Genomic DNA, 23,399 nt, shown 5'->3' on the forward strand with positions numbered 1-23,399 from the left:
GGTCGCAGCTGCCGCAGATACTGCTGAGAAAGCGGAAGTGCCGGCAGCGGCATCGGCTGCGATTGCTCCGGCCGCCGAACGCGCCACCCCGGCCGCACCTGCCGCCCTCGCGACGGGGACCACCGCGCTTCGTCGTGGGCTCCCCCGCGTTCCCGGCGGCGAACCGTGGCCGCCGGCCGGACTTGCCCCGGCCGCCGCTGTTGCCCCGGCGGTTGCCGCCGCTCCCGCAGTGCAGCCAGCTCCCGAACCCGTCGTCGAGACCCCGGCGCCGGCGTCTGCCCCGGCTGCCAGCGTGGTTGAAGCCGCTGCCGAGGCAGAGCCGCCGGCGCCGCCCGCCGCACCCGTCGCCGTCGCCCCCACGCCGGTGGCAAAGCCCGCCGTCGAAAAGCCCGCGAAGCCAAAGGCCGAGGCAAAGCTTTATGGTTCGCGGACCCTGGCCCAGTGGATCAAGCGCGTGGCGCTGCTCGTCGTCGGCGCCGTGGCTGCCGCGGGGATCCTCGTGCTGGCCGCGCGTGGTCTGACGACGCTGCCGGGCGTGCCGGAGTTCCTCGAAAAGTACCCCGGCGAGTACCACCTGCCCGAGGCCGCCGAGCCCGGCTTCCCGTGGTGGGCGCAGTGGACCCACTTCCTGAACTTCTTCCTGATGGTGCTCATCATCCGCTCCGGCTACCAGGTGCGCACCCAGCAGAAGCCGCCGGCGTTCTGGACGCCGAAGCGCGGCGGCAAGAAGATCAGCATCAACCTGTGGCTGCACCAGTCGCTCGACATCTTGTGGCTGGCCAACGGCCTTATCTTTGTGGTGCTGCTGTTCGCCTCCGGCCACTGGATGCGGATCGTGCCGACCAGCTGGGAGGTGTTCCCGAACGCGCTCTCCGCGCTCCTGCAGTACATGACCCTCGACTGGCCCGTGGAGAACGGCTGGGTGAACTACAACAGCCTGCAGCAGCTCATGTACTTCCTGGTCGTGTTCATCGCTGCCCCGCTCGCGGCGATCACCGGTGTGCGCATGAGCGAGGTCTGGCCGAAGGACGCGAAGACGCTGAACAAGATCTATCCGGTGGAGGCTGCGCGCGCGGTCCACTTCCCGACGATGCTGTTCTTTGTGCTGTTCATTCTCATCCACGTGTTCCTGGTGTTCGCGACCGGTGCGCTGCGCAACCTGAACCACATGTACGGCGGCACCGACGTGGTGAACTGGGTGGGGTTCTGGCTCTTCGCGGCCGCCATCGCCGTCACGGCGGCCGCGTGGTACGCGGCCCGCCCGCTAGTGCTGGCACCCATCGCGAAGCTGTTCGGCCAGGTGAGCAGCCGCTAGGCTTCACGGCTCCACCGGGAACGACCCCCAGACTGCCAAGGCAGTCCGACACAGCAACCCAAGGGATGGATCTAATGCCTGCCAGTTCAGATGTACGGGGCACGAGCAACTGGGCGGGCACGGGCCCGGCGTATGCCCAGAGCTTTGCGCACTTGTGCGCCGGCGCCATCGCGCCGCTGCTGGACGCTGTCGAAGACGGCGCAGGCCCGCTGGCAGGAAAACACCTGGCGGATGTGGGATGCGGCACCGGAACGCTCGCTGCCCTCGCGACCGGCCGCGGCGCGCGCGTGACTGCCGTCGACCCCGACGCCGAGATGCTTTCGCTTGCCCGTGCAGGAGCGCCGGAAGCAGACCTGTGCATTGGGGCTGTCCCGACCCTTCCATTTGAGCCGGATACGTTCGTCGCCGTCGTGGCCAATTTCGTCGTGAACCATGTGGGCGATCCGCGGGCCGCAGTCGCTGATCTGATGCGGGTTTGTGCGCCCGGCGGGGTTGTTGGCGTGACCGTCTGGCCGTCGGCCCTCTCGGCCATCAATGCCTTGTGGGCAGAAGTCGTCAGGGCCAGCGGCGCCGTGACCCTGCCTCCGCAGCATCTGGCCGCCGACATGGATTTCGACCGCACGGAGCGTGGGCTCGCGGAGCTTCTGGCCGGGGCGGGCTTGAGCGTCGTCGAAGCCACCACCCTCACCTGGGAGTTCCGCATCGACTCCAACGACCTGTGGGCCGGCCCGGCAGGCGGGGTTGGCGGGATCGGCAAGATCGTGACCGGCCAGACGCCAGCGACCCAGTCCGTCATGCGCAGGGAGTACGAACGGCTCGTAGCGCCGTTCATCCGCGGCGGAGAGGTGGTTCTGCCCGCCGTCGCGCTCCTGGCTACCGGTCAAGCGCCGGTATCGACGGGGAAGGTCATGAACGCCGGTGTCTCATAAGGGTGCGCGGACAGTGCGGCGTTGACGACGGCGTTGCGCTTCGAGCGCGGGTAGATTGCCTCGATCCGGATTTCCGGGACTTCCTCGGGGGAATTGACGACGCCGATGGCCGGGTTCGCGCCCGGCAGCGGCGTAAAGCGCCCGGTGCCTTCGACGCTGAACGAACAGTGCGAGTAGTTGCCCAGCCTGCCCGCCCCGGCATCGCCAATGGCCTGCCGGACAACGTGCGAAGCGTCGGTGGGCACGTAGATGACCAGACAATCCATTGGCTCCATGGCTGAAAGTCCCCGTCAGCTGGCCGGGTCGTACTGGAACTGCCGGACCTCCTGCGAGCAGCGGCAGGCGACGGCGATCTTCGCGGCCCACTCGAGTGCCGACTCCCGCGAGGGCAGCTCAAGAACCGTATAGCCGCCATTGGGCACCTTGTGGCCCGGGTACGTGCCCTCGGTGACGGTGCCGTCACCGGCAACGAGCACCGGGGCCACGTCCTCGTCGATCCCGCCGCCGAAGACGTACACGCCCGCCGCCTTGGCCTCGTCGATAACGGCATGCGAGGCCTTGACCACCGCCTCGAAGTCCTCCTCGGGGAACACCATCGCCTCACCGGGGAACGAGATCAGATACTTCGTCATTCGAGGACTCCTCTGCTCCGGCGGCGCCATCCGTCGGTTTCTCTCTGCGGCACCGCTCTGGTGCCCAGCCCCGATTATGGCCCCGGAGCCCGACATGTAGTCAAGGTTGAGCGTCGCTGGCCCGCAGAACCGGCTTGAGCGGTACCTTCTTAGAGCATTTTCCAAAAGCCCGCGTTTGGCGGAAGCAGAACCGGGCTGCCCTAGCGTGCGCAGGAAAGGCAGGAGGACGACGGCGGAATCCCGCCGTCGTCCTCCTGCCTCGCTGTTACTGAACATGCTGCTGCCAGCCGGGCGTTTTAGGCCCTTGCGGCGTAGCCCGTCTCCAATTCCTGCACGGGCACGAGATCCAGGGTGAGCCCGAGATCCCGGATTCCATCGGCGGCCGCTTCCGCTAGCCCGGAGTCCGTGACGATGCGATCGAACCTGTTCAGCGGCACGACATCGTACATGCCGAATGTGCCAAATTTGGAGCTGGACGCCAATAGGACCGCCGTTGACGCTGCACCTATGGCGGCCCGTTTGACGTCAACCTTGAGATCGCTTGGCGTGGTCACTCCGCGCTGAAGATCCCACGAGCTGGTGCTGATGAAAGCGAGATCCACGTTCAGCTTGGAGATGGTCTCTGCTGCCAGCCGGCCAACGCTGGAGCGGTTTGAATGATCGAGCCGCCCGCCTACGTGGATGACTTCGATGTTGGTGGCGCCGTATAGGTCGTCCACGATGGCGAAATCGTTGGTGATAATGCTGAGTCCGGTGAAGGCCTGCAGTTCCGACACGAGCGAGCCGGTGGTGGTTCCGGCATCCAGATAGACGGACATATCGTTGCGGAGCAGCGTGCGGGCGTGCGCCGCAATGGCCCGTTTTTGGGCAGTCTCCGACGTAGTTTTGTCCTGGAAGCTTGGCTCGTGCCGCAGCCCACTGGCCAGCCGGACGCCTCCCGGCACGGAAATAGCTCTACCCTCTCGCTCAAGCGCTGCAATATCGCGTCGCACTGTCATGTGTGAGACGGCCAGCAGATCCGTCAGCTGCAGGACACTGAGCACTGGCTGCTGATGCAGCAGGCGCATCAAAGCCTCGCGCCGCTGGTCAGGTATGAGCGGTGCCTCCGACTCCGACATCTTCACAGCAACTTTCTATTTGGTGGAAGCGGTAATGACCCGCTGTCTTCGATGCTATCGCGCAAGGGCGGACGCCACGGGTTCTAGAGACCGGGCGCTTGTCCCAGTTCGGCGCGCAGCTGGCTCAGGCGACGGTAGGCCTGATCCCGGTAGGAGAGCAGAGCCGCAGTATGAGCCGGGTCGATGTCGAGGAATCCAGTGCCGGACTTGACGCCGAGGTTCCCCGCTTCCACGCTCGCCGTAAGGGATTCAGGTGCAGCGAACCGCTCGCCATAGGTTTTCGCCAGGGTGGCGTAGGACGAGGCGTAGACATCGAGTCCGGCCATGTCGCCGATAGCAAAGGGACCGAAAAGTGCCAATCGGAAACCGAACGCATTGCTGACCACCAGGTCCACCTGGGCCGGCGTCGCGAGTCCTTCTTCGACGACTTTGACGGCTTCCTTGTAGAGCGCGAACTGCAGGCGGTTTGCCACGAATCCGGGAGTGTCGGCCACCCGGGCGGGGGTCTTTCCGACCGCCGTGATGATCGCTTCTGCATGGTCAAGGACGTTGGGGTCGGTGGTGTCACTGGCGATCAGTTCCACCCCCGGGATGAAGGGAGCGGGGTTCATCCAGTGGACGCCAAGAAAACGCTCCGGATGAACCACGACGGCGGCTAGTTCAGTGATGGGGATCGCCGAGGTGTTGGATCCGATGATCGCTCCGGGCTTGGCCGCCGCCGAGATCCGAGCCAGCGCGGCAAGTTTGACCTCGAGCGTCTCGAAGACGGCTTCGGTAATGTAGTCCGCGTCTGCCACGGCGTCCTCAACAGAGCCGGCGGCCGTAAGGCGCGCTTCGATGAGGTCAGCGGACCCCGCATCGAAGAGCCCTTCAGCCTCAAAGGTCTTGGCCTGGTTGATCAGCCGCAGCCGCGCGTTGTGCGCCGTTTCGGCGTCCACGTCACCGAGGACGACGTCCATGCCACCAAGGGCCAGCACTTGGGCGATTCCGCCGCCCATGTATCCGGAGCCGATGACTGCGGCCTTCTTGATGTTCAGGGTGTTGTTCGGGTCGGTGTGCATTACGTGTCCTTAAGTCGTGGTGCCGTGGTGCTGTGGGGCCACCGTAGTCAAGCGGGAGATTGGGGGGGAAAATGCCACGGGGCCCGCGACGGTTCGCGGGCCCCGTGATTGAGCTAGAGCGCGTTGTCGCTTCGGTTCGGCATGAAACGCAGCGCGATTGCCGCCACGACGCCGCCGAGCACGAGGTAGCCGGCAACCGCATATCCTGTTCCGAAGCTGGCCAGCAGCAGAGCCGCCAGGAGCGGGGCAGGGCCGCCTGCGACCAGCGATGCGAGCTGGTACCCGATACCCGCACCGGCATACCGGATGTTGACCGGGAACTGCTCCGAGATGAGCGAGGCCTGGGCACCGTACTGCAGTGCGTGCGGCAGCAAGGACAACGAGATGGCGATAAAGGCAACCGCCGGCAACCCGGAATCGAGCATCCAGAAATACGGGAAAGCCATCAGGATGAGGACGGCACATCCGATGTAGTAGATCTTCCTGCGGCCAATGCGGTCACCCAGTCGGGCAAAGTACGGCAGCAGGGCTAGATCGACGCAGGCCGCGACGAGGGTGCCCATCAGGACGAACGTGCGGTCGTAGCCAGCGTGCTTTGTTGCGTAGTCCAGGATGAACGCCGTGAAAATGTAGAACGGCATCTGCTCTGAGAGCCGGATCAGGGCGGAGAGCATAAGTTCTTTCGGGAAGCGTCGCAGGACGGTTCCCACCGGGTTCGGTTCAATTTCCCCGGCTGCCTTCGTGGCAGCGAACGAAGGAGTCTCCTCCAAGGAGAGCCGGACCAGCAGTCCGACGATCACGAGCAGGCCGGCGAAAATGAACGGAATGCGCCATCCCCAGACCAGGAACTGATCGCCTGTCAGGGCGGTGGCCAAAAGCACCGCGCTCGTCGACAGGATGAGGCCAATTGATGTCCCCATCTGCGGCCAGGAGCCCGAGGCTCCACGCTTTTTCTGATCGCCCCATTCGAGCGATACAAGCACGGCACCTCCCCATTCCCCGCCAACACCAAAGCCCTGAACGAGGCGGAGGAACAGCAGCAACAGCGGAGCCGCCATCCCGATCTGCTGGTAGGTGGGCAGGAAACCCATGGCAAACGTCGCCAAACCGGTCATGATCAGGCTGACAATCAAAGTGGTCTTGCGTCCGATACGGTCTCCGAAGTGGCCGAAGACGGCCGCACCCACGGGACGGATCACGAAGGCCAAGCCGAACGAGGCAAAAGAAGAGATTACGGACACCAGTTGGTTGTCAGAAGGAAAGAAAAGGGCCGGGAAGACGAGGGCGGCAGTGGCCCCGTAGATGTAGTACTCGTACCACTCGATGGTGGTACCGATCAGCGAGCCGAGTTGGGCCCGGCGTCGTTGTCTTAGGACATGCGCGGTTGGGGCCGGAAGCGGCCGCAGTTCTTCAGTGGTGTTCGACAAATCGTCACCGCTCCTTTGGGGTGTTCATGGGACTCGGGGTTGATGCGGGAGCGGGCGAACAACTGACGATGTGCCCCGCCTCACATAAGCTATACTCGATTCACACCTGAGTCAACCAACAGAACAATTATTCACAACTGTCGAGGTGGGACGGAGATGTTCCACGCGGGATGGAGAAGAAATGCCTCTATTAGGGTGCATCGCCGACGATTTCACTGGGGCCACTGACCTCGCGACCAACCTCGTCTCGCGCGGGCTGCGGACCATTGTCGTTTTCGGCCACCAGGCCGCTACCGAGGAGATGCGCAACGCCGATGCGGTGGTGGTGGCACTGAAGACGCGCACGGCTCCCGTCGAGGCCGCCACGAGCAGCAGCCTGAAGGCTTTGGACTTCCTCGAGGAGCTCGGCGCCGAGAAGATCTATGTGAAATATTGTTCGACCTTTGATTCCACAGCTGAAGGCAACATCGGCCCCGTCATCGATGCCGTTCTTGGGCAACTCGGAGAAGATACCACGATCGTCGTTCCGTCATTTCCTGCCGGGGGACGGACGGTGCGCGACGGGAACCTTTACGTCAACGGCCAACTGCTGCACGAAAGCTCCATGCGGCATCATCCGCTCACGCCAATGCTTGACGCCAGCGTCGAGCGGCTGCTGCGGCCGCAAAGCTCAAACACTGTGGCGCACGTGCCCCTGGACAAGGTGCGCCAAGGGGCGGAGGAGCTCGCCCGCACGATCAAGGCAAAGCGGATGAAGGAATCAGACAAGGCCGCCACGCTCGTGGTGATTGACGCCGTGGACGAATCCGATCTGGAGATCATCGCAGCCGCCTCAGCCGACCTCAAGGTCATCACGGGCGGCTCGGGGCTGGCATTGGGTCTAACCAACGGCAAGGACACGCTGGCGTCCGCAGACGTTCGTGCACTTCCGTCGGCCGACGGGTTCCGCGCCGTTCTCAGCGGGAGTGCCTCGGCAACAACCCGGGCTCAAGTAGCCCACGGGCGGGCGAAGCTTCCGTCCGTCAAGCTCGATCTGTCGGAGCTAAGGGAACGATTTGAGGAAGCGACCAGTCAGATCGCGGCGTGGGCGAGCGGCATGTGGGCTGAGGACCCGATTCGTCCAGTCCTGATCTACTCGGTGGATTCGCTGGAGGATATCCACCCTTCTGACACTGGTTCGGACGAACAGCCGGCCAGCGAAGTCGTCGAAGGCGCGTTGGCGGAAATAGCTCGAAAGCTGGTCCAGCTCGGCGCCAGGCAGCTGATCGTTGCCGGCGGGGAAACCTCGGGACAGGTTGTTACGACCCTTCAAATTCCCAGCCTGACGATCGGCCCGGCAATCGCCGCCGGCGTTGCTTGGGGCGCTGGCACAACCGCCGACGGAACCGGGCTCCTTCTCGCACTGAAATCCGGAAACTTCGCGGAAGAAGACATGTTTACAGCCGGCTGGGAGAAACTAACATGAGCACCACGGAGCTAGACCTCGTTCACCCGCTCTGCATTGAACTCGTCCAGGCAGGGGCGCATCTGGCCGCTTTGGGATTGAGCCCGGGTTCCAGCGGCAACCTTAGTGTGCGCATCGGGGACACCATTGTCATGTCGCCCACAGGAGCGGACCTGGCGTCGCTTGAGGCCGACAAGCTCTCCCGGCTCACCCTTGCCGGGGAATTCCTGGATGGGCCCAAGGCTTCCAAGGAATTCCCGCTCCATCAGGCGATGTACGCCCGGGATCCTTCCGCGGTTTCCGTGGTGCATCTGCATTCGCCCCACGCCGCCGCCCTCTCCTGCACGGAACCTTGGGCGGCGCACAGCGCGCTGCCGCCGATCACCCCGTATCTGGTCATGCGCGTCGGACAGGTCCCGCTCATTCCCTACGCTGCACCGGGCAACGTCTCCCAAGGCGAGCATATCGATGGGCTCGACTTGGACTTCAGGGCGATCTTGCTTCAAAACCACGGCCCGCTCACTGCGGGAACGTCGGTTCAGCAGGCCGTGGATGCGATTATCGAAATTGAGGAGGCCGCCAAACTCGTCCTCCTGCTGCAGGATCGACCCACCCGTTTGCTGACCGACCCGGAGATACGTGAACTGACGCGAACGTATGGCACGTCATGGGCCACGGCAGTCTGACTGGGCGCGCATCCAATAAGAGCGGCGTATGGCAGGAGGACTTGACCACGCCGTTTAGAACTACGCCAGCACAACTGGGTTGGAGTCGGGGTCGTCCCAGGTTGGCCAAGTGCAGGCCATAGCTAATGGTCTGCACTTGGTCCCATTTCCCTACGTTCAAACGCAACCGAACCGGGTGTTTAGAATCGCGGTCTCAACAGTGCCGGCACCGGAGTCGTGATGACGATTTCGGCTTCGTCCGCGCCCGCTGCCTGCGAGCACCGCCGCCGCTGCCACCACCACCGCCCTCATCAGTCAGAACTGCGTTTCTTGCGTCCCAAGCGCGACCGGCTAGGTCGTTGGCCGCGTCCCATATACTCGACTGACTGAACGCCGTTACGTCCAACCCAGGGTTCGCTGTCGTGGAAACCACGAGAGCTGGCGTATTGCCTTCGGCTGTTATTAGTGCTTTTCGACTGTGCGTCATCGCACGAGTTCGGTCTCCCTGGCGGGATTTTACAGGTATTGCAGCAAACACACCGGGCGCGTGTGCAACCGGCTTAAACGAAATCTTAGTCATTTTCTCTCCGTTGATCCCCAAGCTTCGGAGTTGTTTAACAAATGAGGAAGCATGAGCTTCACAATCGGCGATGTCCCCCTGCAGCGTCAAGATTCAGCGCGGGAATAATCGGCACACATGCATAAGTTTTTGGCAAGTCAGACTCTGATTTATCCCCCCAATCATCGACTTAACTCGTCATCGTCCTCGCAGGAGACCCGAAAGTCAACGGCGACTGCTGACGGTTGATTCAGCGCGGGAGTCTTGACCACGCGGCCAGCTTTCAGCCGCGAGAGCGAAAGCGCTCGTTATCGATTTGCAGCGCCTTGTATAAGTAAAGATTGCCGGCGGACTATCGCGGGCCTCAGCGCTGAAACCGGGCCGCAGCTCCCCAAACACGGGTCGATTACAGATTCCTGAAGCGATGTTCAAAGAAGGATTGTGGTGGTTATGATGCGGTCATGCCGAACCCGCGATTGTCCCTCGCCCTGGAACGTATTGGCCCTGGAGACTGGGAGATATTCGAGAAGTTCGCGTCGGAGTTCTTAGCCGTCGAATATCCGGCCCTGCGGACGATGGCAGCTCCGAACGGAGACAAGGGCAGGGACGCGGAGATATTCACGATTGACGGCGTGCCAAAGGTCGCATTTCAGTATTCGGTCACGCCGAGCTGGAAGACGAAAATTACGAGCACGCTGGGCACCCTCAGGGAGAATTTTCCTTCGGTCAGCACCATGGTCTACCTGACCAACCAGATGATTGGGCCGGCTGCCGATGAACTAAGGGAAGAGTCCCGACGTGATCGGAATATAACCGTAGATATCCGAGACCGGTCGTGGTTTGTGGACCGTGAGGTGTCCTATCCTCAACGACGAGTGGCAAGTGAAGAGCTGGCAAAGAGATTCGTCGACCCGCTCCTGTCCAAACGAGGGGTCATCGACAGAATATCGACGTTGACGGCGGACGAAAGCAAGGTCGCGGTGCTGCACTTGGCACTCGACGACGAAGATCAGGCGACGGATGAGAGTCTTACCAAGAGCTGCTTCGATTCATTGGTATTGGCGGCACTTCACGATTCGAGCGGAGACAACAGGCTCAGCCTGAGCGAGATCCAAGACGGCGTCGCCCTCCGCATGCCCGTGGGGAAGCGAGGGCAAATCGATGCCCTGACCCTGAGCGCTTTGAACCGCCTGTCCCGGAAGGGGCCCATTAAACAGCACAAATCAGCTTCAGGGTCCGGGGACACCTTCCATCTCAGTTTCGATGAGGCCAAAAAGATCAATGATCAGACAGCCAAATTCCTCCTTGACGAAGCTGTTTTGGATGCAGAACTCGTTGCGGCCGTTCGCGCCGTCGAAGTGCCGAAGGAACTGAGCGAGGCCCAGTTGACGGAGATCTCCCGCGAGTTGCGAACTGCCTTGGACGAAACACTCCTCGAACGAGGTGAGTCTTTTGCCGAAGCCGTGGAAACAGGAGAGCCGTTCCAGCTCAGCCCCGTAGCCATAGCGGACAAAATCACCGCAGGTGGGGGCATCAATGAGCTCGGTTCTGATGCCGCGGCCGCGGCCATAATGCATGTACTGGAGCAGCCTTCGCCCCAAACACAGTCCCACCTTCGGCGGCTGGCTGACGCCTACACGCTTTTCGCTTTCCTGAAACAGACCCCGGACGTCCAGAAAGTCATGCTCAACGTCTTCAGTGAGGGCGACATATGGATGGACACCACCGCGATCCTGCCGCTTATCGGGGAGAGCCTGGTGGACGATCCGGAAGAGCGCCACTTTACGATCCTGATGCGGGCAGCGGTCGACGCCGGGTTGCTTCTGTTCGTAACGGAAGGGGTCGTGGAAGAAGTTGAAAGACACCTGAACCTGGCCGTTGCCTATGGTCACAACAGGACGTCGACGTGGACGGGAAGGGTCCCGTTCCTCTACTCGGCCTTCGTGCTCTCGGGTCGGCCAGAGACTGAATTCTTGGACTGGCAAAGGGACATCTGCGGACGCGAACAGCCGTTGCAGGACGTCAGCGACTACCTCGCCGACGAATTCTCGATCCAGACCAGGAACCTCCTGGAGTACTCCGATGCCGCATCGATCGAACTCCGGGGCGCCGTTCAGGAACTATGGAATCAGACTCACGAGCGAAGGCGCCAAAGAGGCGACTACGGAGCCGACCAAGGAACGCGGTCCCGCCTGGTTGCCCACGACGTTGAAAATTCAGTCGGCGTCATCGAGTACCGGCGCACGATTGGACCATCCCCCATGGGCTACCTGGCATGGTGGCTGACGTTCGATGGGACCGCAATGAAAATGAAGGACCACCTCCGGGAACGCCTCGGCCCTCATGCGCCGCCGTCGCCCGTCCTGAGCCCGGATTTCCTCACTCAATTGCTCCGGTTGGGCCCCCTCCGCACTGCCATCGAGCAGGATCTGCGAGTGCAGTTGCCCCTGCTCACAGACATGAGCGTCAATCACTACGCGCCGCAGGCCCTGCTCGATTTGGCACGAGAAACCAGAGAAAAGTCGTCGAGTCAGAATGAACGTGTGGTGCGTCGCGAAGTCCGCGACGCCGTGAACCGTGCAAGACAGCAGATGGGTCCGGCGGCGGTAGGCGGCGTTCGGGCGATGGAGGATCGAATTTCAGCTTCCATCAAGCGTCAGTCACCCCAATGACACCGGCCTATATGCCCGGCTCTTCTTCCTCCGCAAGCCTGATCATGCGCAGTTCGTCTTCCACCGCGTGGGAGGGCCAATACTCCTTCGCCAGCTCGCTTGCCCGGACTTTGTCTGCTGACGGTACGAGCTTGCCCAGCAGCCCGGCAGCCTGAAGCAGGGCGATCAGCGCCGTGGTCCTGGCATCGGGTGCCTCGGCCTCAGGCTTGGCGGCAGCGGGCGTCCCCGCATCGGCGCTCTTGGTAGCGGGCGTGCCGGCATCAGGTGCAGCGGCGGGAGCCGCCCCGGGTTCCGACGGCGCACCGCCGAGTGCCGTCTGGATCGTTTCCAGGAGCGCCGCCTCCGGGGTGTGGTCCTTCTCCGGGTACCGCGTCGACTTGAACACGCCCAGGTGTTTCTCGCCCACATGTTCCACGATGCCCAGCGCCGCCATCCCTTCGTAGACACGCTGCACTTCGGCCCGGCCCTCCAACATCGAGACCCACCGCTTGGGAGTGTGGGGCCGGGATTTGCCGCGGATGAGCTCCAGCTCGTGCTGGAGGTCCGTTTGCGGGGCGGTGCCGGTGGCCCTGACATGCTTCCCCTCCAGCCCGATGGCACCGATCAACTCCAGCTCGGCCAGGATCGCCCCGGCCAAAGTGGTCCTGAGTGCGTACATCGGCACCTTGGGTTTGCCGTCCTGGTCGTTCGTTGCGAGAAGGAGGAAGGCCTGGGGCAGGTTGAGCCCCGCCGCCTTCGGTGTTTCAGCGTTCATACGATCATGGTGGCCCAGTCAGGCGGCCGCCACAATGAGGATTTACAGCCGCCGGCGTCGGCGCCGGCTTCTGCCGCGACGGGCGACGGGACGGACCAGCAGGCATAAGCTGATACCAGTACGTCGCTTCCATCACCGGGGAGGTCACCATGGACACTGAATCCGCCGATGTCATCGGTCACGACGTCACCACCATCACCTGCGTATGCGGCAACACCGTCAGCAAGGACGGGTTGATCCAGGCCAACTCACAAGGCGTCCCCGTCTACAACGTCGACAACACCCCGGTCCCTGCCGGGCTGGCGGAATGGCCCGTGGATGAGGATCTCTACACCCTGTGCCCCTCCTGCGGCCGCGTGTACCGTGACTCGGTCATCGAGGAGACCGGAACCGCCCCCGTTGCGTTCCGGGTCGACGTCGCCGCCGGCCCGATTGCCGAGGCCATCCGCGTCCACTGGAACCTCAGCGCCCAGGACTGAACCAGCCGCCGTCGGACGTGTGGGTGGCCACCACTGAAGTCGGCGCCGTCGTCACAGAGCAAGAACGTCGCGGGGCCGGGAGCCGCAGCGAGCCCGCAATCTTCACTGGGTTGGCCCGGCAAGCAGCTTTCTGATCTCAGCGAGCTTTGTTTCGGACTCTTCGAGGCTCAGGCGTAGCTTTTCGACCGTTGAGGCACTCGTGTCCGTCGCATCGACGGGCGGTGCGGAGTCCTTCTTCTTGGGAGAGAGGAAGAAATTGGCCAGGTAGCCGGTGAAGGTGCCGAAGATGCCGACACCGACGACGATGATGCCCGCCCCGATCATGCGGCCCGCATCGGTGACCGGATATTGGTCACCGTATCCGACGGTCGAGATCGTGACGATCGTGAACCAGATGGCGTCCGAGGCGGTCTCGATGTTGCTCCCCGGGGCGCCTTCCTCGACGGTGAGCATCGAGAGGCTTCCGAATTCCAGCACGAGGATGCCCATGATCAGCAGTATGTACAGGGAGCTGCCGGCCCGGTCCTTGACCAGGGCCCGGCCGACCGTGCGGATGCCGACATCGCGGAGCAACCGGTACACCCGGATCAGGCGGAAGACGCGCAGGACCTTGAACTGCGCCAACGGCACGCTGGCCAACAGGTCCGCCCAGCCGAAATGCCTGAAGAAATAGGCGCCCGCCGATGGCGCGGTGACAATCCGGTAGAGGAAGTCGACGACGAAGATGACGCTGAAGAGGGCGTTCATCACCGTCAGCACCGTATCGAGCGACTTCTCCTGCGCGGCATACAAGAGCCCCAGATTGACGATCGACAAAATCGAGAGGATACCGATGAAGATCTCATAGCCGATGCTCTTCAGTTCACTGCGTTCCTTGGTCATGTGAGGATTCTGGCACGCAGGAAGCTGCGTGCCGACACCTTTTTTCGCGCAGCCCTGGCAGGATTTTGGTGATTACGCCCGCGTGGCCGCGCGGACCTGTTGGACGCTTTTTGTGCCGGGCATCGCGATAACGGCGGCGACCGTGAGGACGGCACCGATCATGACGGCCAGGAATACTGCGGCGGAGGCCGCCACGATCGTGTGGGGGTCCGAATCGCCGTGCGGCGTGCCGGCGTAGACGGCGTTGGCTATCGCCCCAAAGACGGCGACGCCGATGGCACTGCCGATCGACCGGGCGAAAAGGTTGGTGCCGGTGACCACGCCGCGCTCGTTCCATTCGACGCTCGACTGGGCGGCAATGAGGGTCGGGGTCGCCACGAGCCCCAGTCCCAGCCCAACGATGAAGCAACTGGCCGCGACCATCGCTATGTTCGGCGAAAAGGCAGTCAGGGCAAGGAGTGCCGTACCGATGACCGTGACCGTGACGCCGATCAGGGCGGTCCTGCGGAACCCGATTCGAAGGTACAAGCGGCCCGACTGGGATGCACTGATCGGCCAGCCGATTGTGAGCGCCGCCAGGGCGAGCCCGGCCAGGATCGGGGAGGTGGAGAGCGCACCTTCGAGGAACGTGGGAACGTAGGAAGTGAGGCCAAGCATGACGGCTCCGACGCCGAAGGAAATCATCGCCGTCGTCGCCAGCAGCCGGCGGGACGCAACCCACGGCGGCAGGACCGGTTCCGCTGCCCTCCGCTCGACGAAGATGAACGCGGCGAACAAGACCGCACCGGCTGCGAACACTGCATAGCTGGCGGTGGAGTTCCACGCCCACGCCTGGCCGCCCTCAAGGGCCCCGAGGATGAGCAATGTGAGGGAGACCGTGAGCAGCCCCGCCCCCAGATAGTCGACCCGGTGTTTTACCCGCTCGATGTTCTCGTGGAACGACCGGACCAGCATCCACCCGGCCACGAGGCACAGCGGGATGTTCACGAGGAAGATGCCGCGCCAGATGCCGAGTGAGGCAAACACTCCCCCGAGCGTTGGACCGACGACCGAGGAGACCGCCCAGACGCTCGCAAGGTAGCCCTGCACTTTTGACCGCTCTGCCAGCGTGTAGATGTCGCCGGCGATGGTGATGGCCATCGGCTGGACAGCTCCGGCGCCAAGGCCCTGCACCACCCGGAATGCGATGAGCGCCGGCATGCTCCAGGCAACTCCGCAGAGGATGGAGCCGAGCAGGAACAGGCCGATTCCGATGAGCATGATGGGTTTGCGGCCGATGGTGTCGGACAGCTTCGCGTAGACCGGGACCGACACGGCCTGCGCCAGCAGGTAGGCGGAGAACAGCCACGGGAACGACGTAAACCCGCCGATGTCGTCCACGATCGACGGCACCGCTGTGGCCACGACCGTGGCATCGATCGCCACCAGCCCCGTGGAGAGCATCAGGGCAATGAGGACCGGTCCGCGTTTGGACCGGAAGCCCACTCCGTCAGCATGCGTTGTCGACACGTGATCCCATTCCCTTCGGCGTCCAAAGCGCGTTGCCGGCAAAGCCGGCTCCTGTTCCGACTGCATAACTGCACCATCCGCCGAATTAGTCCCGGACCTGCTGGCAAACACGCAGCATTGACTATTGAATACCGATGTTTACCGATATATCGTTAACTATCGCCGATAGGTTCGGCGACTTGAACAAGAATCACCCCCGAGGAAGGACGATGCCGCTATGAAAGGCATATATGACGACAAATTCCCGGAAAGCGGCTCCGCCCCGGGACGCTTCGGTCGCGGCAGAGGACGCCGCGGACCCCACGGACACGGCGGATTCGGGCCCGGCCGCGGGTTTGGGCCAGGGTTCGGCCCGGGCTTCGGTCCCGGGTTTGGTCCGGGCGGTTCGCGCCGGGCCAACAGGGGCGATGTTCGATCGGCGATCCTCTCCCTTTTGGACGAATCACCGTCCAACGGCTACGGCCTGATCAAGGCCATAGCCGAGAGGACTTCCGGCGCCTGGCGTCCGAGTCCGGGCTCTGTGTACCCGACGCTGCAGCAGCTCGTGGATGAGGAACTCATCGCGCCCGCAAGTGACGGCCGGCGCACCGAGTTCACCCTCACCGACGCGGGCAGGGCCTATGTGGCCGATCACGCAGAAGAGCTCGCGAACGCCTGGAAAACCGACCCTCAAGGATCGGGCCCGGCGTTTCATCAGAGCGTGGGGAAGCTCATGGGCGTTATCCACCAGTTCCGCTTCTCGGCTACCGAGGAGCAGCGCAAGGCAGCGATGGAAAAAATCGACGAAACCCGCCGCGCGCTTTACCAGATTCTGGCCGACTAACACCTGCGTTGACGAGGACAGCCGGATTCTCAGCGTTCAGCTGGCGCCCTGGCCCTCGCGGACCAGACACCTTTCGTCCACCTGAGAGAATGTCCCAATGGATATCGCGCTGGGACTCCTGGTTCTCGTCGCGGTGGTCTGTGCCGGCAGCGCGCTGGGCCGTAAGCTCAACATTTCGGTGCCACTGCTGCTGGTGGCGACCGGCGTGGCAGGCTCCTTCCTCCCCTTCGTTCCGCACATTGAGCTGAACCCTGAAGTGGTTCTTGTGGGGCTGTTGCCGCCGCTGCTGTACGCCGCGGCGCTGCGGACTTCGCTCTTCGATTTCAGCTCCAACCGCCGCGCCATCGGACTCCTCTCGGTGGGCTATGTCATCTTCGGAACCTTCGCCGTGGGCTTTGTGGTCTGGTGGTTGTTCCCGGAGATCCCCCTGGCTGCCGCTATCGCTCTCGGCGCGGTCGTGGCGCCACCGGATGCTGTGGCGGCGACCGCCATCGCGAGGAAGGTGAGGATGCCGCGCAGGATCGTCACCATCCTGGAGGGTGAATCCTTGGTCAACGACGCCACCGCCCTGATCTGCCTTCGCGCCGCCATCGCCGCCATCTCGGGGTCGGTGTCCTTGACGGGGATCGCCGGGGACTTCCTGCTCGCGGCCGGGGGCGGGGTGGTGGTGGGCATGGCAGCCGCCTACGTGCTGACCGAGCTCCGTAAGCGGACCCGGAACGTCGCCATTAACACGTCGACGTCGTTGATTGCCCCGCTCGTCGCGTACCTTCCCGCGGAAGCGATTCACGCGTCCGGCGTCCTCGCCGTCGTCGTAACCGGGCTGGTGATGGGCACCAAGGCGCCGTCCATGCCCAACGGCGCCGCCCGGCTGAGCCAGCGCAGCAATTGGAACACTGTGCAGTTTCTGCTGGAAAACGCGGTCTTCCTGCTGATCGGGCTGCAAGTGCGGACCATCATCGACGGCGTTCAGGACGACTCCCTGGGCGCCGGGCGGATTTGGGCCGGCTGCGCCTTGATCCTGCTGGCGGTGCTGGTGCTCCGTCCCGTGTGGGTTTTCCCGGCCACGTACCTGCCCCGCCTGATTCCGGCCGTGCGGCGGAATGACCCGGCGCCGCCGTGGCAGTTCGCGGCGATTGTCTCCTGGGCCGGGATGCGGGGAGTGGTCACCCTGGCCGCGGTGCTGGTGCTGCCCGCAGATCTGGAGCACCGCTCGGTGCTGATTCTGGCCGCCCTGGTGGTGGTGGGCGGCACGCTGACGCTGCAGGGGTTCACTCTTCCGGGGCTGGTCCGTCTCCTGGGGGTCCAGGGCCCAGACCAGCGCGAAGACGCGCTGAACCAGGCTTCGCTGATGCAGCTGGCCACCGCTGCGGGCGTGGCACGCCTGCAGGAACTGCGCACGGAGAATGATCCGCCAGAGGTGGTGGCCATGCTGAAACGGCGCACCCAGGAGCGCGGGTTGGCTGCTTGGGAACGGCTCGGCCGCCCGTCGGCGGAAACGGCGACCCCCAGCGCGCGGTATGCCTGGCTGCGGCTGGCCATGCTGGACGCGGAGCGGGCCAAGGTACTGGAACTGAGGCGAGGCGGCGAGTACGCGCAGGAGGTCCTCAGTGATGTGCTGGACCGGCTGGATGTTGAGGAATCCATGTTGGACTTGGCCCTGGACGAGGTGGACACGTCCGGCGAGGGCGGCGGAGAAGGGATCGCGAGGCCGGGCGGAGTATGCGCCCACCTTGAGTCGGCGCGGTCTCCGGAGATACCCGCGGATCCCTTCTGCGCGAACTGCCGGAGGGAAGGCACGACGACGGTGCACCTGCGGATGTGCCTGGCGTGCGGAAAAGTGGGGTGCTGTGATTCCTCACCCGGAAGCCACGCCTCCAGGCACTTCGAGGCGACCGGGCACCCGGTCATGCGGAGCATCGAGCCGGGCGAAGACTGGCGTTGGTGCTATCAGGACGACCTGTTGGGATGACGGCAGGAGGGGCCGGAGGGCGGCCGTACGACGGCAGGAGGTCCCGCCGTCGTACGCATCGCTCCGCCACGGGCCCGATGGAGGACTATTCGCCGCCGAGTCTGCCGTTGATTCGATGGGGGACGCCCAGCGGGTTCTCGTCCCGGATGGCGTCCGGCAGCAGGTTCTGGGGGAACCCCTGGTATGCCACCGGGCGTAGGAATCGGGTAATGGCGGCGGTCCCTACGGACGTGCTGTGGGAAGCCGAGGTCGCCGGGTACGGGCCGCCGTGCTGCTGGGCGTAGGTGACGGATACTCCGGTGGGCCACTGGTTCCACAGCAGGCGTCCAGCCCGTTTGGCCAGCAGCTGCACGAGGTCCTGCACATCGTCGTCGGCCTCGCCGTGAACAGTCGCCGTCAGCTGCCCTTCCAGGACACGGGCCACAGCGGTGAGCTGAGCCTCATCCTGGTAGGTGACCACGAGGGATGCGGGGCCAAAGCACTCGGCTAGCAGCGTGTCAGGGTCCTGGAGGAGGTCCTCGACAGTTGTAACGAGAATTGCCGACGTCGGCAGTTGGTCGGCTGTACCGGCCGTTTCAGCGAGGACTTTCACGCCTGGGTGGGCCGTCATTTGCTTTAGGGACTCCATGAAGCCTGTCAAGATACGTTCATTGAGGAGCGGGCCCGGAGCCGGCAAGGACTGCGAGCTGAGGTGGGCCAAGATGTCGGACTCCTCGGGCACCAGCAGCACGCCTGGCTTCGTGCAGAGCTGGCCGGCGCTGGAGGCGACCGAGCCGATGAACCCCTGGGCTATCTCCTCCCCTCGGTTCGCCGCAGCGGAGCGCGTGACGAAGACGGGGTTGACGCTGCCCATCTCGGCGAAAAACGGGATGGGCTCCGGACGGGAGTTTGCCAGGTCCAGCAGCGTCCGGCCGGCCGAAATCGACCCGGTGAATGACCCTGCCTTCACGCGCGCATCAGTGAGGGCGATCCTGCCGGCATCGGTCCCGAAAACCAGGGAAAAGAGGCCGGAGGGTGCGCCGGCCGCCGCTAGGGCGCCGGTGATGACACGGCCCGTGGCTTCCGACAGGTCGGGGTGGCCGGAATGAACCTTGAGGACCACTGAGCACCCGGCTGCCAGGGCCGATGCGGTGTCTCCGCCCGCGGTGCTGAAAGCGAAGGGAAAATTGCTCGCCGCGAAGACAACCACCGGGCCCAGCGGTATGAGGACGCGCCGCAGATCGGGGCGCAGGGCGCCCATGGGCCACTGCGCGTCGGCCGGATCGATCCGCGAGTCGAGGTAGGAACCCTCGTCGAGGACTTCTGCGAAGAGCCTCAACTGGAACGTCGTCCGCTTGAGCTCGGACTGGAGCCGTGCTTCCGCGAGGTGAGTTTCGCGCTGGGCGGTCGGGATCAGGTCCGGGGCTGCCTCGTCCAGCGCGTCGGCGATTGCCGTCAGGGCCTTGGCGCGGGCGGAGGGCGACGTCGCGCCCCATGCATCCGAGGCGGCAGCCGATGAGGCCAGGATCTTTTCGAGTTCTACTGCTGTAGTTTGCGGGAAGGCCATGGGTATTGCTCCAATTCAGGGTCTTGATTAAGCAGGCCGTCTGGTTGTGTGGCGACGCATGGCCTGGTTCGTGCTTGGTGGCGCTCTTCGCGCGAGCGGCTAGGCCTTTGCCTCAGCCAGCTGGCTGGCGGCGGCGTTTTCCAGTTCCACGAGGTCGGTGGCGACGGTGACGAAGGTGAAGCCCTGCTGCGCACGACGCCGGGCCGTTGCCGCGTCCAGGGTGTGGATGCCGGCGATTTTCCCGGCGGCCTCGGCGGCTGCGAGCGCGCGCTTCAGCCCGTCCTCCAGTGAGTCCAGGATGTCGGGGTCCAGTGGGTACCTTCCGCCGAGAGCCAGCGAAAGATCGTAGGGTCCCACGTAGATGCCGTCAAGGTCCTCCACAGCGCAGATGGCGTCTAGGTTGGCGAGCGCCTCTGCCGTCTCCACCATGACCAGCACCAGCACGGCGTCGTCCGCCTCGGCCGGCGTCGGACCAATCCGAAGCCCGGAGCGCATCGGGCCGTAGGAGCGCTGCCCGGTTCCGGCCGCGCGGGGATAGCGGGTTGCCGCGACGGCGGCTCTGGCCTCCTCGGCATTGTTGACCAGCGGGACGATAATTCCGCGGGCGCCGGAATCCAGGGCCCTGCCAATGGCGGCGGAGTCATTCGCCCCCACACGAACGACTCCGGCCGCCCCATGGCCGGCGTCGATGGCCATCAGATTCTGCAGGATGCCTGCATATCCCATCAGGCCGTGCTGGGCGTCCAGGCATACGTAGTCATATCCGAGCCGGGCGATCCGTTCGTTGGATGCCGGCGCATCCAGGACGGACCAGAATCCGAAGGTCGGCTGTTTGTCCTTGGCACGCCTGATTGCCTCGGCTGCGGGGTGGGTGGTTGCTGTCACGGGATCTACTCTTCTCTGGGAGGCGCCGGTGCTGGTGTCGTCCGGTGACCGATCGGGTGGGTCCTGGCTGTGCGGTTTTGGAAGCGTCACTCCGGGGCGGAGCCGTCGACGGCTCCGCCCCGGAGGGGGCTAGTCCAGTTCCTGGTTGTGCCGGTCCTTCGAGAACGAGACTGCCACAAGCGAGATGCAGCCGCAGACGATCACGAAGATTCCCACCGGAACAAAGCTCCCGCTGTAGGCGGCCATAAGGGCAGTGGCGATCAGAGGTGCCGGGCCTCCGGCGATGGCTGCGCCGAACTGGTAGCCCAGGGAGGCCCCGGTGTACCGCACGTCCGGAGTGAAGCTCTCGGCGATCAGCGTCCCGAGAATGGACCCGTAGGTGGGCCAAATGATCGTGAACCCGAAGAAGCATGCGATGGCAAGGTGCAGGACGGACTGCTGATTGATCAGCCAGAGGTACGGCAGGATGAACACCATTACGGCCACTGTGCCTGCCAGGAACACCTTCTTGCGCCCTATCCGGTCGGACAGCGCCCCAGCGGCCAGCATCGACGGAACTCCGAGAACCGCCGTGATGAGGAGCGTGGTAAGGACTTGGCTGCGCTCATAGCCGAGCGACACGGCGTAGGAAACCGTGAACGTGGCGAAGATGAAGAACGTGGAGGTCTCGATAACCTTCGCCCCCATGGCAATCAGGACCGCCCGCCAGTGGTGCCGGAGCGTCTCGACGAGGGGGACGCGCTTTTCGTTGCCCTCTGCCTTGACCTTGCGGAACGACGGCGTCTCGTCGACACGGTGGCGGATCCACAGGCCGACACCGAGCAGGACAGCAGACAGAAGGAACGGGATGCGCCAGCCGAAAGTCAGGAACTGCTCTTTCGGGAAGATGCTGTCTGCAAAGACGGTTGCGATGTTGCCCAAGGCTAGGCCCAGGAGGGCGCCGGTCTGGGGAACGGCGCCGTAGAACCCGCGCTTTTCCTTGGGCGAGTATTCAACCGCAAGGAGCAGGCCACCACCCCATTCGCCGCCCAGTGCGAGTCCTTGCATCAGGCGCAGGACGGTCAAGAGGATGGGAGCCCACACGCCGATGGCAGCGTACGTCGGCAGCAGACCCATGGCCACCGTGGCCACGCCCATGAGGGTCAGCGTGACGACGAGGGTCTGCTTGCGCCCGATGCGGTCACCAATGTGGCTGAAGATCACCCCGCCAATTGGGCGGACCAGGAAGGCGAGGGCGAAAGTTGCGAGCGAGAGAAGCTGGCTGACTGTGCCGTCTGCGGAGGGAAAGAAAAGGGGGCCGAAGACGATGCCGGACATAGTCCCGTACAGGAAATAGTCGTACCATTCGATCGTGCTGCCGACCGCACTGCCCCACAGGGCCCTGCTCCTGTCCTTCTTCGTTACGGTAAGGGCCTGTGCGAGTTGAGTTTGAGTTTCCAAGATGATTTTCCTATTCCAACGCCACTGTTGAATATCAAAAAGAGAGCCGCGAGTTGAAGACGACGGCTAGTTCGGAACGATGACCGAGCGGCCGACGGACCCCGCAGTGAGGTCAACGAGCGCTTCCTGGACCTGGTCCAGCCGGTACGTATCGCCGAGAAGCTTGTCCAGCGGGAGCCTGCCGGAGCGGTACAGCTCCAGAATTTGCGGAACCTGCACCCCAGTGTTGGAAGAGCCGTACAGGCTGCCCTGCAATGACTTTTCGGACTGCACCAGGTTGTTCAGCGGCACATTGACCACATCGTTGGGATTACCGAGCCCCACGGCGAACGTGGTTCCTCCGGTGCGCAGGCTGGCCATGGCCTGCTCGATGGTGGCCTGTTTCCCGATGGCTTCGATGACCCACTGGACGCCGTCGCCCGTAATGGCCTTCACCGCTGCGACCAGATCTTCTGCGCTGGAATTGATCGCGTGGGTGGCGCCGAGTTCGAGGGCCTTATCGAGCTTGTCGTCCGCGATGTCGGCCACGATGATAGGTGAGGCGCCCACGAGTTCCGCGCCGATCACGGCCGAAAGCCCGACCCCGCCAGCGCCGATGATCAGCACTGCCTGGCCGGCGGCGCCCGTCATCCGGTTCAGGACAACACCCATGCCGGTGATGACCGCGCAGCCGACGATGGCCGCGATCTCCGAGGGGATGTCATTGGGGATCTTGATGATTGATTCCTGCGACACCACGCATGCCTCGGCGAAACAGGAGACGCCCATCAGGTGGTGCACCGGCTCATCGTCGAGCGATAGGCGGGTGCCTCCTCGAAGGAGGCCGTTGGACTCCCCATGCACTCGCCCTTGAACGCAGAGCGCCGGTTTGCCACTCGAACAAAACTCACACTGCCCGCAACGCGGACGCCACGTCAGCACGACCTTGTCCCCTGGTTGGACGGAGCTGACTCCCGGACCGACTTCTTCGACGATGCCGGCGCCTTCATGGCCAAGCACGATCGGGGTCCGGCATGCGAGGTCGCCGTTCGTGTAATGCAGATCGCTGTGGCACACGCCGGCCGCCTCGATCCTCACCCGCACCTCGCCCGGGCCTGGGGCGGCAAGAGCAAGTTCCACCACGCTCAGCGGCTCATTGGGGGCATGCATTACCGCAGCTTTCACCGTGACTCCTTCATAGTCGGAACCCGTCAGGACAGCGGTTGTGATCCGCGTCATTCGGGGCTGTCCCCGAAACTATGGGCGGGCAGACCATGAGGCGTCAAAACACCGTCTCGCTCACCGAGA

Annotated in this window: 20 protein-coding genes; 8 read left to right on the plus strand and 12 right to left on the minus strand. The window is 63.9% G+C overall.

Annotated features, from left to right (window positions below):
• Positions 1-37: 37 nt before the first annotated feature.
• Together LDO13_RS15895 and LDO13_RS15900 are read left to right on the plus strand one after the other, a co-directional pair.
• Positions 38-1,315, plus strand: coding sequence for a cytochrome b/b6 domain-containing protein (locus LDO13_RS15895; RefSeq protein ID WP_224047641.1), 1,278 nt, complete (start codon positions 38-40; stop codon positions 1,313-1,315).
• Positions 1,316-1,389: 74 nt separating this feature from the next.
• Positions 1,390-2,244: a class I SAM-dependent methyltransferase gene (locus tag LDO13_RS15900; RefSeq protein ID WP_224047642.1), complete on the plus strand. Its 855-nt coding sequence runs from the start codon at positions 1,390-1,392 to the stop codon at positions 2,242-2,244.
• On the opposite strand, the gene LDO13_RS15905 is transcribed toward LDO13_RS15900, so the two are convergent.
• The 5 genes from LDO13_RS15905 to LDO13_RS15925 form a co-directional block, all read right to left on the minus strand.
• A complete protein-coding gene (locus LDO13_RS15905) occupies positions 2,196-2,510 on the minus strand; it encodes a hypothetical protein (protein ID WP_224049813.1) in 315 nt (104 codons plus the stop codon). The two genes, LDO13_RS15900 and LDO13_RS15905, sit on opposite strands and share 49 nt — an antisense overlap.
• A 24-nt stretch (positions 2,511-2,534) precedes the next feature.
• On the minus strand, positions 2,535-2,876 hold the full coding sequence (locus LDO13_RS15910) for a YciI family protein (protein WP_224047643.1): 342 nt from the start codon (positions 2,874-2,876) through the stop codon (positions 2,535-2,537).
• A 296-nt stretch (positions 2,877-3,172) separates the two neighbouring features.
• Positions 3,173-3,994 carry a DeoR/GlpR family DNA-binding transcription regulator gene (locus LDO13_RS15915; protein WP_224049814.1) on the minus strand — a complete coding sequence of 274 codons (822 nt, stop codon included), beginning with the start codon at positions 3,992-3,994 and terminating at the stop codon, positions 3,173-3,175.
• 83 nt (positions 3,995-4,077) lie between these two features.
• Positions 4,078-5,055 carry a 3-hydroxyacyl-CoA dehydrogenase family protein gene (locus LDO13_RS15920; RefSeq protein WP_224047644.1) on the minus strand — a complete coding sequence of 326 codons (978 nt, stop codon included), beginning with the start codon at positions 5,053-5,055 and terminating at the stop codon, positions 4,078-4,080.
• Between the two features lie 113 nt (positions 5,056-5,168).
• Positions 5,169-6,482: an MFS transporter gene (locus LDO13_RS15925; RefSeq protein ID WP_224047645.1), complete on the minus strand. Its 1,314-nt coding sequence runs from the start codon at positions 6,480-6,482 to the stop codon at positions 5,169-5,171.
• A 181-nt stretch (positions 6,483-6,663) separates the two neighbouring features.
• Here LDO13_RS15925 and otnK point away from each other — a divergent pair, with 181 nt between their 5' ends.
• The 3 genes from otnK (at position 6,664) to LDO13_RS15940 (ending at position 11,822) form a co-directional block, all read left to right on the plus strand.
• A complete protein-coding gene (gene otnK, locus LDO13_RS15930; protein WP_224049815.1) occupies positions 6,664-7,947 on the plus strand; it encodes a 3-oxo-tetronate kinase in 1,284 nt (427 codons plus the stop codon).
• Entirely contained in the window at positions 7,944-8,612 is a 669-nt protein-coding gene (locus tag LDO13_RS15935; RefSeq protein ID WP_224047646.1) for a class II aldolase/adducin family protein, read from the plus strand. The genes otnK and LDO13_RS15935 overlap by 4 nt, the downstream gene beginning before the upstream one ends.
• Before the next feature lie 999 nt (positions 8,613-9,611).
• Entirely contained in the window at positions 9,612-11,822 is a 2,211-nt protein-coding gene (locus tag LDO13_RS15940) for a hypothetical protein (RefSeq protein WP_224047647.1), read from the plus strand.
• A 7-nt stretch (positions 11,823-11,829) separates the two neighbouring features.
• Here LDO13_RS15940 and LDO13_RS15945 read toward each other — a convergent pair whose 3' ends face one another.
• On the minus strand, positions 11,830-12,576 hold the full coding sequence (locus LDO13_RS15945) for a GPP34 family phosphoprotein (RefSeq protein WP_224047648.1): 747 nt from the start codon (positions 12,574-12,576) through the stop codon (positions 11,830-11,832).
• A gap of 149 nt (positions 12,577-12,725) precedes the next feature.
• Here LDO13_RS15945 and LDO13_RS15950 point away from each other — a divergent pair, with 149 nt between their 5' ends.
• The gene (locus tag LDO13_RS15950; protein WP_224047649.1) at positions 12,726-13,055 is read left to right on the plus strand and encodes a hypothetical protein; all 330 of its coding nucleotides are present in this window, start codon (positions 12,726-12,728) and stop codon (positions 13,053-13,055) included.
• A gap of 102 nt (positions 13,056-13,157) precedes the next feature.
• Here LDO13_RS15950 and LDO13_RS15955 read toward each other — a convergent pair whose 3' ends face one another.
• Together LDO13_RS15955 and LDO13_RS15960 are read right to left on the minus strand one after the other, a co-directional pair.
• Entirely contained in the window at positions 13,158-13,937 is a 780-nt protein-coding gene (locus LDO13_RS15955; RefSeq protein ID WP_224047650.1) for an ion transporter, read from the minus strand.
• A 72-nt stretch (positions 13,938-14,009) separates the two neighbouring features.
• On the minus strand, positions 14,010-15,446 hold the full coding sequence (locus tag LDO13_RS15960) for an MFS transporter (RefSeq protein ID WP_224047651.1): 1,437 nt from the start codon (positions 15,444-15,446) through the stop codon (positions 14,010-14,012).
• 217 nt (positions 15,447-15,663) lie between these two features.
• Between LDO13_RS15960 and LDO13_RS15965 the strand changes: the two genes are divergently transcribed.
• A complete protein-coding gene (locus tag LDO13_RS15965) occupies positions 15,664-16,269 on the plus strand; it encodes a PadR family transcriptional regulator (protein ID WP_224047652.1) in 606 nt (201 codons plus the stop codon).
• Positions 16,270-16,366: 97 nt separating this feature from the next.
• On the plus strand, positions 16,367-18,241 hold the full coding sequence (locus LDO13_RS15970; RefSeq protein WP_224047653.1) for a Na+/H+ antiporter: 1,875 nt from the start codon (positions 16,367-16,369) through the stop codon (positions 18,239-18,241).
• A gap of 85 nt (positions 18,242-18,326) precedes the next feature.
• Here the strand turns inward: LDO13_RS15970 and LDO13_RS15975 are convergent, their stop codons facing one another.
• From LDO13_RS15975 to LDO13_RS15990, 4 genes are all read right to left on the minus strand, one after another.
• Positions 18,327-19,787 carry an aldehyde dehydrogenase (NADP(+)) gene (locus LDO13_RS15975; RefSeq protein WP_224047654.1) on the minus strand — a complete coding sequence of 487 codons (1,461 nt, stop codon included), beginning with the start codon at positions 19,785-19,787 and terminating at the stop codon, positions 18,327-18,329.
• Positions 19,788-19,886: 99 nt separating this feature from the next.
• The gene (locus LDO13_RS15980; RefSeq protein WP_224047655.1) at positions 19,887-20,672 is read right to left on the minus strand and encodes an aldolase/citrate lyase family protein; all 786 of its coding nucleotides are present in this window, start codon (positions 20,670-20,672) and stop codon (positions 19,887-19,889) included.
• Positions 20,673-20,801: 129 nt separating this feature from the next.
• Positions 20,802-22,112, minus strand: coding sequence for an MFS transporter (locus LDO13_RS15985; RefSeq protein WP_224047656.1), 1,311 nt, complete (start codon positions 22,110-22,112; stop codon positions 20,802-20,804).
• 66 nt (positions 22,113-22,178) lie between these two features.
• A complete protein-coding gene (locus tag LDO13_RS15990) occupies positions 22,179-23,276 on the minus strand; it encodes a Zn-dependent alcohol dehydrogenase (protein ID WP_224047657.1) in 1,098 nt (365 codons plus the stop codon).
• Between the last annotated feature and the right edge of the window lie 123 nt (positions 23,277-23,399).

Source organism: Arthrobacter sp. NicSoilB4 (genome assembly GCF_019977335.1).
In the GTDB taxonomy this organism is placed as follows: Bacteria; Actinomycetota; Actinomycetes; order Actinomycetales; family Micrococcaceae; genus Arthrobacter.